This is a genomic window from Paraburkholderia sp. HD33-4 (assembly GCF_021390635.1).
Lineage (GTDB): Bacteria > Pseudomonadota > Gammaproteobacteria > Burkholderiales > Burkholderiaceae > Paraburkholderia.
Genome location: NZ_JAJEJS010000001.1, coordinates 1567722 through 1581206 on the forward strand (window position 1 = coordinate 1567722; position 13485 = coordinate 1581206).

Consider the following 13485-nt stretch of genomic DNA (forward strand, 5'->3'; position numbering starts at 1 on the left):
TCATCACACCAGTTTGACCATCCAGCACAGCGGGAGGACACGTGAGCGTTGCAGATCCGGCGGCCGTCGAACGGTCGGCCATTCGAAAGGTGTCGTGGCGACTCGTGCCGTTCGTCGCTCTGATGTTCTTCATCAACTTTCTCGACCGGACCGCGATCTCGTTCGCCGGACCCAACGGGATGAGCAAGGATCTCGGCCTCAGTGCCGCGCAGTTCGGTCTCGCGGCGGGCGTGTTCTTCATCGGCTATATCGTGCTGGAGATTCCCAGCAATCTCGCTCTGCACAAATTCGGCGCCCGGCGCTGGCTCGCCCGCATCATGGTCACCTGGGGCATCGTGTCGTTGCTGTTCACGTGGGTCAGCAGCGTGAGCGGTCTATATGCGCTGCGCTTTCTGCTCGGCGTGGCCGAAGCGGGCTTCTTCCCGGGCGCGATCCTGTTTCTGAGCATGTGGGTGCCGGCGAGGCACCGCAGCCATATCCTCGCGCTGTTCTATCTGGCGCAGCCGCTGACTATCGTGATCGGCGCGCCGGTCGCCGCATTGCTGATCGGTGCGCACGGTCTGTTCGGGCTGGCCGGCTGGCGCATCATGTTCTTCGGCGTCGCGATCCCCGCGATTCTGATCGGCGTGGTCGCCTGGTTCTATCTGACCGACAAGCCGTCGCAGGCTAGCTGGCTGAGCGCCGCCGAGCGCGACTGGCTCAGCACGGAACTCGAAGCCGAGGAACAGCGCAAGGGCTCAGGCGCCACGCTCGCGCAGCACGGCAGTCCGCTCGCCGCGTTGACCAACGGCCGCGTGTGGATGTTCTCGCTGATGTACTTCGGCCTGGTCTATGGCCTGTATGCGCTGGCGTTCTTCCTGCCGACCATCATCGGCGGCTTCGAGACGCGCTTCGGCAGCCACTTCAACGTGTTCCAGAAGGGCTTGATCACCGCGATTCCGTATCTGCCGGCGGCGCTCGTGCTGTTCCTGTGGAGCCGCGACGCGACCCGGCGCGGCGTGCGCTCGTGGCACATCTCGGTGCCGTCGCTGATCGGCGCCGTGAGCGTGCCACTCGCGCTGCAGATGGGCTCGCCGAGCGCGAGCATCGCAATCATCACCGTCACCGCCTGCGCGATCTTCGCCGCGCTGCCAAATTTCTGGGCACTGCCCGCGCGCTTCCTGTCGGGCGCGGCGGCCGCGGCGGGCATCGCGCTGATCAACACGGTCGGCAATATCGCGGGCTTCGTCGCGCCGTACATCACGGGCGTCGCGAAGGACCTCAGCGGCTCGTATCAACTGCCGATGCTGATCGTCGGCGCGATGATGCTGATGTCCGCCGTGCTCGCGCTGGCAATCGGTCGCACGAGTAGCCGCGCGTCGCTCGAGCCGGCGCAGGCGCACTGACGCTCGATCCATTGGGATTCACCGATCCACGTTGCCGGAGCCACGCGTTCCGGCTTACATCGACTGCTGAAGGAGAGTTGGCATGAAGGAGAAAATCGCATTGTTCGGCGCAGGCGGCAAGATGGGCGTGCGCCTGTCGAGCAACCTGCTGAAGTCGGACTACCGTGTTGCGCACGTCGAGCCAGGCGCGGCGGGACAGAAGCGTTTGAAGGACGAACTCGGCATCGACGTGGTGTCGGCGGATGCCGCGCTAGACGGCGCCGATGTCGTGATTCTCGCGGTGCCCGATACGCTGATCGGCAAGCTGAGCCATGAAATCGCGCCTAAGCTGCGGCCCGGCACGATGGTCATGACGCTCGACGCGGCCGCGCCATTCGCCGGCCATCTGCCGGATCGCAAGGATCTGACCTACTTCGTCGCGCATCCGTGCCATCCGATCATCTTCAACTACGACACCGACGAAAAGTCGCGACACGACCACTTCGGCGGCGCACACGCGAAGCAGTCGGTCGTCAGCGCGCTGATGCAAGGGCCGGACGAGGCGTTCGATCTCGGCGAAGCGGTCGCGAAGGTGATCTATGCGCCGATTCTGCGTTCGTATCGCTTGAGCGTCGATCAGATGGCGATTCTCGAGCCTGGTCTGTCGGAAACGATTTGCGCGACGCTGCTACACGTGATGCGCGAGGCGATGGACGAAACCGTCAAACGTGGCGTGCCGGAGCAAGCCGCGCGCGACTTCCTGCTCGGCCACATGAACATTCTGGCCGCGGTGATCTTCAACGAGATTCCCGGCGCGTTCTCTGATGCATGCAACAAGGCGATCGAATTCGGCAAACCGCGTCTGATGCGCGATGACTGGAAGAACGTGTTCGAGCGCGCCGAAATCGCCGAGAGCATTCGCCGCATTACGTGAAACGCGCTGGAGTGCTAACCGACATGAGCGAAGCCACGCCCGCCCGCTGGCCAGACGGCCTGCTGCTCGCCTATTACGGCGACGATTTCACCGGCTCGACCGACGCGATGGAAGCCATGAGCGCGGCCGGCGTGCCCACGCTGCTGTGTCTGGACGCACCGACGCCCGAGTTGCTCGCGCGCTTTCCGGGCGTGCGTTGCGTGGGCCTCGCCGGATCGTCGCGCGGGCGCAGTCCGCAATGGATGGACGACGAGTTGCCGCGCGCGTTCGCTAGCTTGGCCGCGCTCGGTGCGCCGATCCTGCAATACAAGGTCTGCTCGACCTTCGATTCGTCGCCGGAAACCGGCTCGATCGGCCGCGCGATCGATATCGGCGTGCGGCAGATGCCGGGCGCGTGGTCGCCGATGGTGATCGGCGCGCCGCGTCTGAAACGCTATCAGGCGTTCGGCAACCTGTTCGCGGCGGTCGACGGCACCGGCTATCGGCTCGATCGTCATCCGACGATGTCGCGCCATCCGGTCACGCCGATGAACGAGGCGGACCTGCGCGTGCATCTGGCGCGGCAAACGCGACGCGAGATCGCGCTGATCGATTTCGTGCAGCTCGCCGCGCCCGATGCCGCCGCGAAGTTGCAAACGCTGATGCGCGACGATCCCGCCGTCGTGCTGATCGACGTGCTCGACGAAGCGTCGCTCGCCGCCGCCGGACGGCTGGTCTGGGAACAACGTGGCGCCGGCGTGTTCAGTGCGTCGTCGTCGGGCTTGCAGTATGCGTTGACCGCACACTGGCGCTCGCTCGGACTCGTGCCCGCAAAGCCGGGTTTGCCCGTGGCCGGTCCAGTGGAAGCGATCGCCGCGGTCAGCGGCAGTTGTTCGCCGGTGACGGCCGGGCAGATCCGCTGGGCACGCAATAACGGCTTTCGCGTCGAGCGGCTCGATCTGCGGCGCGCGCTGGATCCGGACACGCGCGAGGCCGAAGTCGAGCGCGCGGTGCAGGTGAGCATCGACGCGCTATCGCGCGCTCAGAGCTCGCTGGTGTTCAGCGCGGAAGGGCCGGACGACCCCGACGTGCTCGGCTTCGACGAGCTCGCCGCACGCGTATCGCTGACCCGCGCGCAGGCCGCGCGCCGCGTCGGCGAGGCGCTCGCCGACGTGATGCTGCGCACGCTCGAACGCGCGGCGGTGCCCCGTGTGGTGGTGGCGGGCGGCGACAGCTCGGGCGAAGTGGCGAGCCGGCTCGGCATCTCGGCGCTGAGCGTCGCCGCGGGCATGGCGCCCGGCTCACCGTTGTGCCGTGCATGGTCGGACGATCCGGCGCGCGATGGGCTCGAAATCGCGCTGAAGGGCGGCCAGGTCGGCGCGGCGTCGTTCTTCGGCTCAGTGCGCGCGGGGCGGCTTCTGGAATAATGTTGGTTTATTCGACGCGAGTCATCGACGCGAGCAACGGTAATGGCCGAAACGATTCAGCGGCGCAAGCTATATCAGGAAGTGCTGGACCGGCTGATGGAGCGCATCCGGTCGGGCCAGGTCGCGCCCGGCGAGCAACTGCCATCGGAGCGCGAGCTGATGGAAACCTACGGCGTGGGCAGGCCGGCAATTCGCGAGGCGCTGCAAACGCTCGAACGCGCGGGCATCGTCGAAATCGCGCATGGCGAGCGTGCGCGGGTCGTCGTGCCTACCGCGCAAAGTCTGATCGCGCAGATCGCGGTCGGCACGATGCATCTGCTGCGCACGCAGCCGGACATGCTCGATCATCTGAAATCAGCGCGGCTCTTTCTCGAAACCGGCACCGCCAGGATGGCCGCCGAGCGCGCGAGCGACGCCGATATCGAATGCCTGCGCGACAAGGTACGGGAACAACGCGCGCAGCTCGCGGATCGCGACGCGTTCGTTGAATGCGATATGGCGTTTCATCGCGAGATCGCGTCGATTAGCGGCAATCCGATCTATCCGTCCATCGTCGAATCGATCTTCCGCTGGGCCGCCGAATACTATCGGCCGATGGTGCGCGCGCCCGGCGCCGAGCAACTGACGCTGGCGGAGCACGAACGTATCGTCGAGGCCATCGCGCGTCATGACGGCGAGGCCGCCGCCCAGGCGATGCACGCCCATCTGAGCCGCGCCAACGCGTTGTACGGCAAGCTGATCCTGTCGTAACGCACGTAACGCACGCCCACTCAGCGGCGCGGCAGTCCGACGCTCAACCTGGCGCGTGCAAATGCGCGGCGGCTCGCGCGTCAGCGTTGTCTGTGGTCGCCAGAAATGCGGTCATCTCTTTCAGACTCTCGTTCATTTCCGCGGTCAGCCATTGCTCCAGCTGCTTGACCTCGGCATGCGCGCGCAGATGCGGCGCGACCCATAGCACCAGCTGACGCGGCCCGCGCACAAAGCCGAAGGGCGCGCACAACTTGCCGGAGACCAGGTCGTTCATCACCAGCATCTGCGGCACCAGCGCGATGCCGAGGCCGCACACGGCCGCCTGAATCAGCAGATAAAAGTGATCGTATGCGCCGGCCGATTCTTGCGGCACCGCGTCGAGCCCGGTCGCGCTGAACCAGTCGGACCACGCTTCGGGGCGCGTTCGGGTCGACAGCAGCGCCGCTCGTTCGAGATCGCGCGGCATCACGAGGCCGTGCTCCTTCGCATACGCGGGCGAGCAGACCGGGCCGATCCATTCGTCCATCAATTGCCGCGTGATCGCGTCTTTCGGCGGTTCGATCGTGTTCGCGCGGATTGCCACGCTGATCTTGTCTCGCACGAAATCGATCTGGTCGTAGTTCATGTTGAACTGCAATTCCGTCTGCGGATAACGCTGATGGAAGCCCGCAATGCGCGGAATCAGCCAGTACATCATCACCGACGCCGAGCACGACAGCGTCAATGGTTCGGGCTTCAACTGCTCGATGCTCGCATCGATCAGATTGAACGCGGCGCTCAGCCCCTCGGCGAGGCGCGCGCCTTCGGGAGTCGGATCGGATGCTTGCGCGGAGCGCACGATCAGCGTGAGGCCGAGCGTTTCTTCCAGCGTTTTGACCTGCCGGCTGATCGCGCCATGCGTCACGCACAGCTCGTGCGCGGCCAGCGTCATGCTGCGCAGCCGGGCAACGGCTTCGAACGCGCGCAACGCGTTCAGGGAGGGGCGCGGGGTGTGCATGAATGTCTCCTTGTCCGTCGAGGAAAGCCCTGTCGGCACGGAACCCGTGTACGGGTTTTCTCTGTCCCGTATGAGATTTTCTCACAGCTTGCCGAGAACAAATCGATTGTTCCGCGGTTCCCGCGTGACTAAAGTGCATTCACAAACAAGACGAATACAGACATTCGAACAGCCCTCGCCGGGCATCGGCGACGGCTCCGAAATCAGGAGACAGACATGCAACTCAGAACCCTCGCCGCCTCGCTCGGCGCACTCGCGCTCGTGTCGACACTCGCGCCAAACGCCGTCGCATCTCCGGACAAACCGGTGATCGCGCTGGCCAACGCCTACTACGGCAACACCTGGCGGCATCAGATGGTCGACTCGTTCGACGCGGCCGCGAAGCAGGCGAAACAGGAAGGCAAGATCGCCGACTACATCGTCGTCAACGGCGACGGCTCGGTCGCGCAGCAGAACAGTCAGATCGCCGAACTGATCCTCAAGAAAGTCGATGCGATCGCCGTCGACGCGGCCTCCGAGACCGCGATGAACGGGATGATCCAGAAGGCCTGTCAGGCCGGCATCAAGGTCGTGTCGTTCGACTCGGTCGCGAGCGCGCCGTGCAACTACCAGCTGAACTTCGATTTCACCGGCTACAAGAAGCAGGAAGCCGAGTGGGTGATGAAGAAGATCGGCGGCAAGGGCAACGTGATCCAGGTGCGCGGCGTGAAGGGCTCGGCTCCGGACAACGACATGTACAACGCGCAGGTCGAGGTGCTGAAGCACTATCCGGACGTGAAGGTGGTCGCGACCGTGTACGGGCAGGCCACCGCGTCGGTCGCGCAGTCGGCGATCGCCAACGTGCTGCCGAGCCTGCCGCACGTCGATGCGGTGCTCGGCCAGGGCGGCAGCGACGACTTCGGTATCGCCCAGGCATTCGAGCAATACGGCGGCCAGTACAAGGACAAGATGCCGGTGATCGAAGGCGGCGGCAGCACCGACTTCATCAAATGGTGGGACACGCAGAACAAGAAGAACGGCTACACGACGATCTCGATGAACACGACGCCCGGCATCGGCGCGGCGGCGTTCTATCTGAGCCTGTCGCTCGTGAAGGGTGCGACGCCGCCGAAGAAGATGATCATGCCGGTGGCCACCGTCACCCAGGACAACCTGAAGGACTACGTGAACAACCCGTCGGGGATGATCATCAGCCCGACCTACACCCAGGTCTGGGTCGACAAGAATCTGCTGGCCAGCAAGTAACGCGGAGGGCGTGTGATGAACCGCGAGGATACGGTGCAGTTGGAGAACCGCGCGCGGCTCATCGTGCGCGCCAGCAATCTGACCAAGGTGTATGGCCCGACGCGCGCTAACGACGACATTTCGCTCGCGGTGACCTGCGGCGACGTGATCGGTCTCGTCGGCGGCAACGGTGCCGGCAAGAGCACGCTGATGCGCATGCTGTGCGGCACCACGCCGCCCGACTCGGGCACGATCGACTTCGGTGACGATGCGCCGGCGGGCAGCGCCTATGACGCGGGAATCGCGCAGCAGCGCGGAATCCGCATCGTGCATCAGGAGTTGTCGCTGTGCTCGAACCTGTCGGTCGCCGAGAACTTCTATCTGGAAGCGCCGGATGCGCGGCCGCGGCCTGGCTGGCGCCGCGTTTATCGTGAGCGCGCGCGCGCCGCGCTCGACGCGGTGTTTCCCGGCCACGGCATCGACGTGGACGCCGAGGCGGGGCAATTGCCGATCGGCGAGCGGCAGATGGTCGAGATCGCCCGCACGGTCGCCGCGCCTCGCGTGAAGCTGGTGATCCTCGACGAACCGACCTCGTCGCTCGGACTGGAGCGCAGCCGGCAACTGCGTGCCTACATTCATGCGAAGGCGGTCGAAGGACTCGCGTTCATTTTCATCAGCCACAAGCTGCACGAGATCGTCGACGTGGCGACGCGCGTGGTGCTGTTGCGCAATGGTCGGCTCGAATGGCAAGGCCCGGTCGCCGATGCCTCGGTGCCGGTGCTCGTGCGCCTGATGGGCGGCGAAGCCGCCGCCGCGCTGCGCGAGGCGAGCGAGGCGCCGATTGCCGAGGGCAAGACGGGTACGAGCGCCGATGTCTGCCTGCGTCTCGCCGGCGGCGCGGCCGGCAGCAACACGATCGAGCTGCGGCGCGGCCAGATCGTCGGGCTCGCGGGTCTCGAAGGCAGCGGCCAGAAAGAGGTGCTGCACCAGATTTTCGCGGCGGCGCGACGCGATGCGCTGAAGGTCGAGCGCATCGGCGCGGTCAGCTTCGTCTCGGGCGACCGCCAGCGCGAGGGTGTGTTTCCGCTGTGGACGGTGCTCTCCAACATTTCTATTGGCAGTCTCGCGGCGGGCTCGCCGTTTCGCCTCGTCACGCCGGCGGGCGAGCGCGATATCGCAGCTGATGCGGCGGCGCAGTTGCGGCTCGATGCGAGCCGTCTCGCGTCGGGCATCCTCGATTTGAGCGGCGGCAATCAGCAGAAGGCGCTGATGGCCCGCGCGCTGGTTTCCGATGCACCGATCGTGCTGCTAGACGATCCGACCCGCGGTGTCGACATCGCGGCCAAGCGCGACTTCTACCGCCTCGTCGCCGAGGTCGCGCGCTCGGGCCGGCTGGTGCTGTGGCATTCGACCGAAGACCTCGAATTTCTCGAATGCGACCGGGTGCTCGTGTTCGCCGGCGGCCGCGTGGTGTGCGAGCTGGACGGCACGGGCATCAGCGAGCAGGCCATCGTCGATGCGTCGTTCGTGCAGCCGTCCGGCACGGCCGCGGCGTCCGCCACCTCGCGGGTGGGCACCGGTGCGTTCGCCCGCCGCGTCGTGCAGATGGCGCCGTTCATCAGTCTCGCGCTCGTGTTCGCCGCGATGATGCTCGCGAACCCGGCCACCGCCAGTGTGTTCGGCCTCGATCTGCTGCTCGGCCCGGCGTTGCCGCTGGTGCTGGTCGCGCTCGGGCAGATGTTCGTAGTCGGCGGCAGTGAGATCGACCTCGGCGCGGGTGCGTTCGCGGGGCTCGTCAACGTATTGAGCGCAACGCTGCTGTTCGACCAGCCGGCGCTCGGCCTGGTGAGCCTCGTCGCCGCGATGGCGACCTACAGCGCGCTCGGTTGGCTGATCCAGGCGCGGCGCATTCCGGCCATCGTGATCACGCTCGGCGCGTCGTTCATCTGGATGGGCATCGGCCATACGCTGCAACCGACGCCCGGTGGCGCGAGCCCCGCATGGCTGTCGGCGCTGTTCACGTGGCAGGTGCCGGGCGTGCCGACTTCGCTGGTGCTGATCGTCATCGCCGGTTTCGCCGCCTGGATGCTCGACCGTTCGCCGCTCGGCGTCACGTTGCGCGCGTTCGGCAACAACCCGGTCGCGATGGCGCGCGCGGGCTGGTCCGCGCCGCGCTATGCGGCCGTGCGTTACGTGCTCGCCGCCGCGTTCATCGTCACCGCGGGTCTCGCGCTCACCGCGATCAACACCGCGAGCGACGTCAATGCCGGGTCGAGCTATACGCTGCTCGGCGTCGCGGGTGTCGTGATCGGCGGCTGCAGCCTGATGGGCGGACGCATCTCGCCGGCCGGCGTGGTGGCCGGCTCGGTCGCGCTCGCGTTGATCGGCGCGCTGCTCGGCACGCTGAACGTCAGCTCCGATTTCAACGCGGCCGTGCAGGGGGCGCTGCTGGTCGTGATTCTCGCGCTGCGTGCGCTGGTCAACCGCAACGGGAGTGAAGAATGAAACATTCGACTTCGAAACGACTGGCGGACTGGACCGCGCGCAACCGCTGGGCATGGGCCGCGCTGGCCGTCGTGCTGCTGTGGCTGACGCTGTCGGTCGTGACCCGGAATTTCAGCGTCAGCTCGCTGTCGGGCGTCGCGGTGTCGAGTTCGTTTCTCGCGCTGTGCGCGCTCGGCCAGATGGCGGTGGTGACCACGGGGCGCGGCAACATCGATCTGTCGATCGCGAGCGTGATGACGCTGTCAGCCTATCTCGCGCTGATCGTGATCGGCGGCAGCGACGCGCGGCTCGTGGCAGGCGTCGCGGCGACGCTCGGACTCGGTCTCGCGGTCGGCGCGGTGAACGCGGCGCTGGTCGTGCTATGCCGGATTCCGGCGATCATCGCGACGCTGGCCACCGGCTACATCCTCGCGACCGCGACGCTGCTCGCCAATCGCGCGATCCCCGGCTTCAAGGTCGCGCCCGCGATTCACTTCATCGCGACTGGCCGGATCGGTGGGATGCCGGTGATCGTGCTGGTCGCGATCGGCGTGACCGCACTGTTCTGCGTGACTCTGCGCTACACCGCGTACGGCCGCATGTTGTCCGCGGTCGGACAGAACGTGCGCGCGGCGCGGCTTGCCGGCGTACGCACGGCGCGGGTGACCGCGAGCGCGTTCGTCACGAGCTCGGTGCTGGCGGCGGTAGCGGGTCTGCTGCTGGGCGGCTATGTGGGCGGCGCGTTCCTTGAAATGGGCCAGCCCTATCTGCTGCAATCGCTCGGCGCGGTGGTGCTCGGCGGCACGCTGATCTTCGGCGGCTCGGCGACGCCGCTCGGCACACTGATCGGCAGCATGCTGCTGGTGCTGGTCGTCACGACGATGCAGATCGCGGGCCTGCCGCCGGGCATCCAGGATGTGGTGCAGGGCGTCGTGATCATCACCGTGCTCGCGCTGGCGGGCGGCGGCGCGCTGCGCCGCTCGGTGCGCAAAGCTCGCTCGGCCACGCCGCCAGCGAGCGGCGGCGCGACGCGGCCGGCGGCTTGAGCGGCACAACGGGGCGACCAGGCTATGTCAGAGCGTGACTTTCTCGAACTCGACGAACGCTTCAGCCGCTGCGTGCGGCGCAGCGAGAACGTGCACCGGCTATACACCGGCTGCCGTTGGGCCGAAGGACCGGTGTACGTGCCGGCCGGCCGCTATCTGCTGTGGAGCGATATCCCGAACGATCGCGTGTTGCGCTGGGACGAAACCGACGGCAGCGTCAGCGTATTCCTCACGCCGGCACGCTATGCGAACGGCCACACGCTCGATCGCGAAGGCCGGGTCCTGCGCTGCGAACACGGCTCGCGCTCGCTCACACGCACCGAGCACGACGGCAGCGTAACGACGCTCGCGTCCCACCATCAGGGCAAGCGGCTGAACAGCCCGAACGACGTGGTCGTGAAGTCGGACGGTTCGATCTGGTTCTCCGATCCGGCCTACGGCATCGACGACGACTTCGAAGGCCATGCCGCGGAGTCGGAAATCGGCGCGTGCCACGTGTACCGGATCGATGCGCACAGCGGCGATTGCGAGATCGTCGCCGATGACTTCATCCGCCCGAACGGTCTCGCCTTTAGCCCGGACGAACAGCGCCTCTATATCGTCGACAGCGGCGTGACCCATGTGAAGGACGGTCCGCGCCACATCCGCGCGTTCGACGTCAGCGGGCACGCACTGCGCGGCGGCGAGGTGTTCGCGAGCTGCACGAACGGCATCTTCGACGGCTTGCGGGTCGACAGCGCGGGACGGCTGTGGGCCGGCGCGGCCGACGGCGTGCATTGCTACCACCCGGACGGCACGCTGCTCGGCAAGATCCTGACGCCCGAACCCGTCGCGAACGTCGCGTTCGGCGGCCCGCAACACAATCAGCTTTTCATTTGCGCGACCACCTCGCTCTATGCGGTGCGGCTGCCTGTCACCGGGGCACGCAGACCCGCCGCTTCATCCGAACACGAATCATCAAGGAGTACATCGTGACCGAACGCATCCACGCGACCTACTGGCTGGAAACCGGCGTCGACCCGCAGCAGGCCGCCGACGTGATTGCCGGCGAGCAGTCGAGCGGCACCTTTATCGCGCTGCCCAACGAGACGCCGGAACTGAAGGCGCGCGCCGGCGCGCGGGTCGAGCGGCTGGAGGTGCTCGGTCACAGCGACACCCCGAGTCTTTCCGGCGGCGTGCAGGCGAAACGCTATACGCAGTGCACGCTCGAATTGTCGTGGCCGATCGAAAACTTCGGCGCCTCGCTGCCGAATCTGATGTCGACGATTGCGGGCAACCTGTTCGAGCTGCGTCAGGTGTCGGGCTTGCGGCTCAAGGATCTGCAACTGCCGGCGTCGTTCGCGGCCGCCTATCCGGGGCCCGCGTTCGGCATCGACGGTACGCGCCGGCTGTCGGGGGTCACGCGCGGCCCGCTGATCGGCACGATCATCAAGCCGAGCGTCGGCCTGTCGCCGCAGGAAACCGCCGAGCAGGTGAAGGAGCTGGTCGCGGGCGGCATCGATTTCATCAAGGACGACGAACTGCAGGGCGATGGTCCGCATTGCCCGTTCGACGAACGCGTGCGCGCGGTGATGCGCGTCGTCAACGAGCACGCGGAGCGCACCGGCAAGAAGGTGATGGTCGCGTTCAACGTGACCGGCGAACTCGACCAGATGAAGCGCCGTCACGATCTGGTCGTCGAACAGGGCGGCACCTGTGTGATGGCGGTGCTCAACTCGATCGGCCTCGTCGGGCTGCATGAATTGCGCCGCCATAGCCAGTTGCCGATTCATGCGCATCGCGCAGGCTGGGGTTATCTGACCCGCTGCGAAGCGTTGGGCTGGGACTACGCGCCGTGGCAAAAGCTATGGCGTCTCGCGGGCGCGGACCATCTGCACGTGAACGGCCTGCGCAACAAGTTCAGCGAACCGGACGACAGCGTGATCGCGGCCGCGCGCGCGGTGCTCGCGCCGGCGATGGACGCAGCGCCGATGCGCGCGATGCCGGTGTTCAGTTCAGGGCAGACCGGATTGCAAGCGGCGGACACGTATGCGGCAATCGGCTGCGCGGATCTGATCCATACGGCGGGTGGCGGCATCTTCGGGCATCCGCAGGGCGTGGCCGCGGGCGTCGAGGCATTGCGCGAAGCGTGGATCGCGGCGATGGAAGGCGTGCCGATCGAGCGTCATGCCGAGCGCAGCCGCGCGCTGGCCGGTGCGCTGAAATTCTGGAAATGAGCCGATGAGCCGATGAGCAGGATGCAGTGCTTGATGTAGCTGTACTCAATAACGAATCACACAGGAGACAGACCATGAAAGCATCGAAGCAGTTGTTCGCCCTCGCGTTGACCACCTTGGCGCTCGTCGGTACGACGGGCGCACAGGCGGCCGGCCTGATCGCCATCATCACCCCGTCGCACGACAATCCGTTCTTCAAGGCCGAAGCCGATACCGCGGACGCCCGCGCGAAGGCGCTCGGCTACAGCACCATCGTGCTGGTTCACGACGACGACGCGAACAAGCAGTCGCAACTGGTCGACACCGCGATTGCGCGCGGCGCGAAGGCCATCGTGCTGGATAACGCAGGTTCGGAGGCGTCGATCTCGGCGGTCAAGAAAGCGAAGGACGCGGGCATTCCGGCGTTCCTGATCGACCGCGAAATCAACGCGACCGGCATCGCGGTCGCGCAGATCGTGTCGAACAACTATCAGGGCGCGCAACTCGGCGGCCGCGCGTTCGTCAAGGCTCTCGGCGAGAAGGGCAACTACGTCGAGCTGGTGGGACGCGAGTCCGATATCAATGCGGGCATCCGCTCGAAGGGCTATCACGACGTGATCGATCAGTTCCCGAACATGAAGATGGTCGAGCGGCAATCGGCGAACTGGAGTCAGACCGAGGCGTTTCAGGTGATGGAGACGATCCTGCAAAGCCATCCGGACATCAAGGGTGTGATCGCCGGCAACGACACGATGGCGATGGGCGCATCGGCCGCGCTGAAAGCGGCCAAGCGGCCGGACGTGATCGTGGTCGGCTTCGACGGCAGCAACGACGTGCGCGACGCGATCAAGCGCGACGAAATCCGCGCGACCGTGCTGCAACCCGCCGCGCTGGCGGCTAACGAAGCGGTCGAACAGGCCGACAAGTATCTGAAGACGGGCGCGACCGGCAAGCCCGAAAAGCAGCTCATCAACTGCTCGCTGATCACCAAGGCGAACGCCGGTAAGCTCGACATGTTCGCGCTGCGCTGAAACGCCGTACGCCGCGAGAATGCCGGGGTGCATCCTCGCGGCGCGACATGCTGT

Annotated in this window: 11 protein-coding genes; 10 read left to right on the forward strand and 1 reads right to left on the reverse strand. The window is 66.3% G+C overall.

Going from position 1 to position 13485, the window contains the following annotated elements; all coding sequences use genetic code 11:
- Positions 1-41: 41 nt before the first annotated feature.
- The 4 genes from L0U84_RS06915 to L0U84_RS06930 all read left to right on the forward strand — a co-directional run bounded on the left by L0U84_RS06915 (position 42) and on the right by L0U84_RS06930 (position 4454).
- Positions 42-1385 carry an MFS transporter gene (locus L0U84_RS06915; protein WP_233848759.1) on the forward strand — a complete coding sequence of 448 codons (1344 nt, stop codon included), beginning with the start codon at positions 42-44 and terminating at the stop codon, positions 1383-1385.
- Between the two features lie 82 nt (positions 1386-1467).
- Entirely contained in the window at positions 1468-2298 is an 831-nt protein-coding gene (locus L0U84_RS06920; RefSeq protein WP_233848762.1) for a phosphogluconate dehydrogenase C-terminal domain-containing protein, read from the forward strand.
- A gap of 23 nt (positions 2299-2321) precedes the next feature.
- A complete protein-coding gene (gene oiaK, locus L0U84_RS06925; protein WP_233848765.1) occupies positions 2322-3704 on the forward strand; it encodes a 3-oxo-isoapionate kinase OiaK in 1383 nt (460 codons plus the stop codon).
- Between the two features lie 42 nt (positions 3705-3746).
- Positions 3747-4454 carry a transcriptional regulator NanR gene (locus tag L0U84_RS06930; RefSeq protein WP_233848767.1) on the forward strand — a complete coding sequence of 236 codons (708 nt, stop codon included), beginning with the start codon at positions 3747-3749 and terminating at the stop codon, positions 4452-4454.
- Between the two features lie 43 nt (positions 4455-4497).
- Here the strand turns inward: L0U84_RS06930 and L0U84_RS06935 are convergent, their stop codons facing one another.
- The gene (locus L0U84_RS06935) at positions 4498-5451 is read right to left on the reverse strand and encodes a LysR substrate-binding domain-containing protein (protein WP_233848770.1); all 954 of its coding nucleotides are present in this window, start codon (positions 5449-5451) and stop codon (positions 4498-4500) included.
- 216 nt (positions 5452-5667) lie between these two features.
- Between L0U84_RS06935 and L0U84_RS06940 the strand changes: the two genes are divergently transcribed.
- The 6 genes from L0U84_RS06940 (at position 5668) to L0U84_RS06965 (ending at position 13431) form a co-directional block, all read left to right on the forward strand.
- Complete coding sequence (locus L0U84_RS06940; protein WP_233848772.1) at positions 5668-6696, forward strand: ABC transporter substrate-binding protein; 1029 nt, start codon at positions 5668-5670, stop codon at positions 6694-6696.
- 15 nt (positions 6697-6711) lie between these two features.
- Positions 6712-9180 carry an ATP-binding cassette domain-containing protein gene (locus L0U84_RS06945; RefSeq protein ID WP_233848775.1) on the forward strand — a complete coding sequence of 823 codons (2469 nt, stop codon included), beginning with the start codon at positions 6712-6714 and terminating at the stop codon, positions 9178-9180.
- Positions 9177-10205, forward strand: coding sequence for an ABC transporter permease (locus L0U84_RS06950; RefSeq protein WP_233848777.1), 1029 nt, complete (start codon positions 9177-9179; stop codon positions 10203-10205). The genes L0U84_RS06945 and L0U84_RS06950 overlap by 4 nt, the downstream gene beginning before the upstream one ends.
- 24 nt (positions 10206-10229) lie before the next feature.
- Entirely contained in the window at positions 10230-11180 is a 951-nt protein-coding gene (locus L0U84_RS06955; RefSeq protein ID WP_233848778.1) for an SMP-30/gluconolactonase/LRE family protein, read from the forward strand.
- Positions 11177-12421, forward strand: a complete 1245-nt coding sequence (locus L0U84_RS06960) for a ribulose-bisphosphate carboxylase large subunit family protein (protein ID WP_233848781.1) — start codon at positions 11177-11179, stop codon at positions 12419-12421. The genes L0U84_RS06955 and L0U84_RS06960 overlap by 4 nt, the downstream gene beginning before the upstream one ends.
- A 74-nt stretch (positions 12422-12495) precedes the next feature.
- A complete protein-coding gene (locus L0U84_RS06965) occupies positions 12496-13431 on the forward strand; it encodes a D-ribose ABC transporter substrate-binding protein (RefSeq protein ID WP_233848783.1) in 936 nt (311 codons plus the stop codon).
- The last annotated feature ends 54 nt before the right edge of the window (positions 13432-13485 follow it).

Coding starts and splice junctions, on each gene's coding strand:
- L0U84_RS06920 (WP_233848762.1), top strand. CDS start 1,468: ATGAAGGAGAAAATCGCATTGTTCGGCGCAGGCGGCAAGATGGGCGTG.
- oiaK (WP_233848765.1), top strand. CDS start 2,322: ATGAGCGAAGCCACGCCCGCCCGCTGGCCAGACGGCCTGCTGCTCGCC.
- L0U84_RS06930 (WP_233848767.1), top strand. CDS start 3,747: ATGGCCGAAACGATTCAGCGGCGCAAGCTATATCAGGAAGTGCTGGAC.
- L0U84_RS06935 (WP_233848770.1), bottom strand. CDS start 5,451: ATGCACACCCCGCGCCCCTCCCTGAACGCGTTGCGCGCGTTCGAAGCC.
- L0U84_RS06940 (WP_233848772.1), top strand. CDS start 5,668: ATGCAACTCAGAACCCTCGCCGCCTCGCTCGGCGCACTCGCGCTCGTG.
- L0U84_RS06945 (WP_233848775.1), top strand. CDS start 6,712: ATGAACCGCGAGGATACGGTGCAGTTGGAGAACCGCGCGCGGCTCATC.
- L0U84_RS06950 (WP_233848777.1), top strand. CDS start 9,177: ATGAAACATTCGACTTCGAAACGACTGGCGGACTGGACCGCGCGCAAC.
- L0U84_RS06955 (WP_233848778.1), top strand. CDS start 10,230: ATGTCAGAGCGTGACTTTCTCGAACTCGACGAACGCTTCAGCCGCTGC.
- L0U84_RS06965 (WP_233848783.1), top strand. CDS start 12,496: ATGAAAGCATCGAAGCAGTTGTTCGCCCTCGCGTTGACCACCTTGGCG.